2 protein-coding genes are annotated in these 2,465 nt (G+C 40.6%); one reads left to right on the plus strand and one right to left on the minus strand.

The window, feature by feature from the left end; genetic code table 11:
- Positions 1 to 1,848, minus strand: a 1,848-nt coding sequence (gene ltrA / locus F6K27_RS32895; RefSeq protein WP_287280154.1) for a group II intron reverse transcriptase/maturase, incomplete at its 3' end; no start/stop codon positions are given.
- 226 nt (positions 1,849 to 2,074) lie between these two features.
- Here ltrA and F6K27_RS32900 point away from each other — a divergent pair.
- Positions 2,075 to 2,275, plus strand: coding sequence for a hypothetical protein (locus tag F6K27_RS32900; RefSeq protein WP_240039162.1), 201 nt, complete (start codon positions 2,075 to 2,077; stop codon positions 2,273 to 2,275).
- Positions 2,276 to 2,465 lie beyond the last annotated feature (190 nt).

A 2,465-nucleotide genomic window follows, 5' to 3' on the forward strand; every position in this document is an offset into this window, starting at 1 on the left:
ACATCCCTGCCTTAATATCAACATATCGTCAACCCATAAATAACCTTCAGGTAAGTCCTGTAACTTTGTTTTTTGATATGTCTTTTTATCTAAGGCAGTTTTAGTATCGTGGCAATGTCGGTGCAATAGTTGTTTATTTTTATATGTGTTGTCACCACCCTCAGACCTTGGTACTATATGGTCAACTTCAATTAGGTCGTTTGGTCTAAAAGTTAGCCCACAAGATGCGCATTTATTCTTCTGCCGTTTTAACAGCGCTGTGACTTCTTTCCTAAGAGCTGGATGTTTTCCGATTCTGCTGCTCCAATAAGTCCAGTCACCGTCATAGGGTGATTTATTATCTTTTACTTTAATATGCCGTATAATAGGTACATCAAAGTGCATATTTAGTATATATTCGCCTTCGTTAAGTACCCAATTTCTGGTTCCTTTTACCTTGGGGAAATACTTTTTCTTAACCCAAGTGGCTGACTTATTCGGATGCCTCCTACTTGCCCATCTCCATAGCCTTTTCCACAGGAGGTCATCAATTTTTTTAAATATCTCCTTACTGACTACGGCTGAAAAGTAGTTAGCCCATCCTCTTATTACCGGATTTAATTTAGCTATTAGAGCTTTAGTAGGGGCAGTTTTGTGAGAATTACATATATCTGCCAGTTTCCGGTAGTGAGTTTTGATACTCTTAGAGGACGGTTTGATCAGCGTTTTAAATCCTTGTTTAGTTGACTTAACCTTCCATTGCCTAATTGTAAAACCTAGAAAATCAAATCCAGGCTGATTCCCTTCATATTCTTCCAGGGTATGGGCAATTTTGGTTTTTCCTGGTTTTAGTTCTAGTCCTACCTGGTTTAACCATTCCTGTATTACGGCTTTTGCTTGCAGGACTACTTTGATATCTTCGTGAAGGATAACGAAGTCGTCAGCATAGCGTATTAGGGAGAGACTTTGACGTTTGTATTTCTTTGCCATTGCTCTTCCATTAGGATGTCTAATCGGGAGTTTTTCGGCAAATTCCATTACTCTTTCCTCTAGACCGTGTAAGGCGATGTTTGCTAGTAGGGGACTAATTACACCTCCCTGTGGTGTACCTTCCACAGATTTTAGGAATTGTTTATTATCAAACACTCCAGACTGCAACCATTGTTTAATTAATCGTCTGTATGGTGAATGACCTAATTTCCTCAGCAGTGCATCATGGTTAATTCGGTCGAAACATTTGGATATATCTGCATCAAGCACATATTTGGGTTTATGGTTAATGCTTATATAGATAGCCTCTATGGCATCATGGGTTGACCGTCCTGGTCTAAAACCATAACTGTTGGGTTCAAAGCGTGCCTCCCACTCTGGTTCCATACCTAACTTAACCAAGGCTTGTAATGCACGGTCGTACATCGTAGGGATTCCAAGTAGTCGCTTTTCATCCCTGCCTGGTTTTGGTATCCAGACTCTGCGGGTTGGACTTGCTTTGAGGTGACGTGATGCGAGTAGATTCACCAAGTTGAATCGCTGCATTGGAGATAGATTTTTAATACCATCTACTCCAGCAGTTTTCTTGCCTTGGTTATCCTGTGTCACGCGCCTAACAGCTAGCAACCTTGCGTAATAGCTTTTGGTCAGAAGTTTTTGGTATCTGTGCATCTTGCGGAATTCGCCACTCATGGATGCTCTGTAAATCAATTTTTGTAATTTGAACACAGATTTCTCTACCTTCTTCCAATTAATATCCTTCCATTTAAGGTTAGGATTAATTGAAACTTGTGAGGGTATATCCTCTGTATCCCATGCTACGCTTAAAAATGGTTTAGGATTACCTAAGTTTCTTTTCAGTGTTTGAGCTTTGTTCATTACTATTCATTGCCTTACATTACGCCTAACAGTGGATACGTCTGCAAATTAATGCTTCTTATCCAATCCTACTCTCCCTTTGACCTACAACCTTTGTGTAGATTTACCTTGAATGGCTTCCTAAGTTCTCGACCTATACTCTTAGGTGTCTTAGAGAGGTTTCCTCGTTCCCTTATTCCTTATTTACGGCTGATTTAGTAGGATAAAATCTCCCGGAGGGTTCGGTATGGTTGTCGATAATCCCGTAAGTATAGAATTATCCATAGACCCTCTGACTTTCGTCCTACATCCCATAGCTACCTTTGAGATGGTTTGGAATAACGAGAGTTTGATTACCTTCCTGTTTGTCCACTTGTCAGCCTTTGCTTGCGGTATCGTTCCTGGTAACTGGTATTTTCCCGCTTTTAGGCCAGCTTCACCAGTTTGATGTTCAGTCTCACCAGTGTGGCCTATGCTTTCTACCTAGACAACGAGGCGGTGGAATTTCACCACTAAGGAAATAAGAGTTTTCCGATGGCCAAATATTTAACCTCCTTTAAGATTAGCCATGGAAGGCTAGATATATCTGCTTTTCAGCAGTTTGACTAACCAACGAGTCGCACACTAACACTTCCATC

It is taken from the genome of Okeania sp. SIO2F5, assembly GCF_010692685.1.
GTDB classification, from domain to species: Bacteria; Cyanobacteriota; Cyanobacteriia; order Cyanobacteriales; family Microcoleaceae; genus Okeania; species Okeania hirsuta.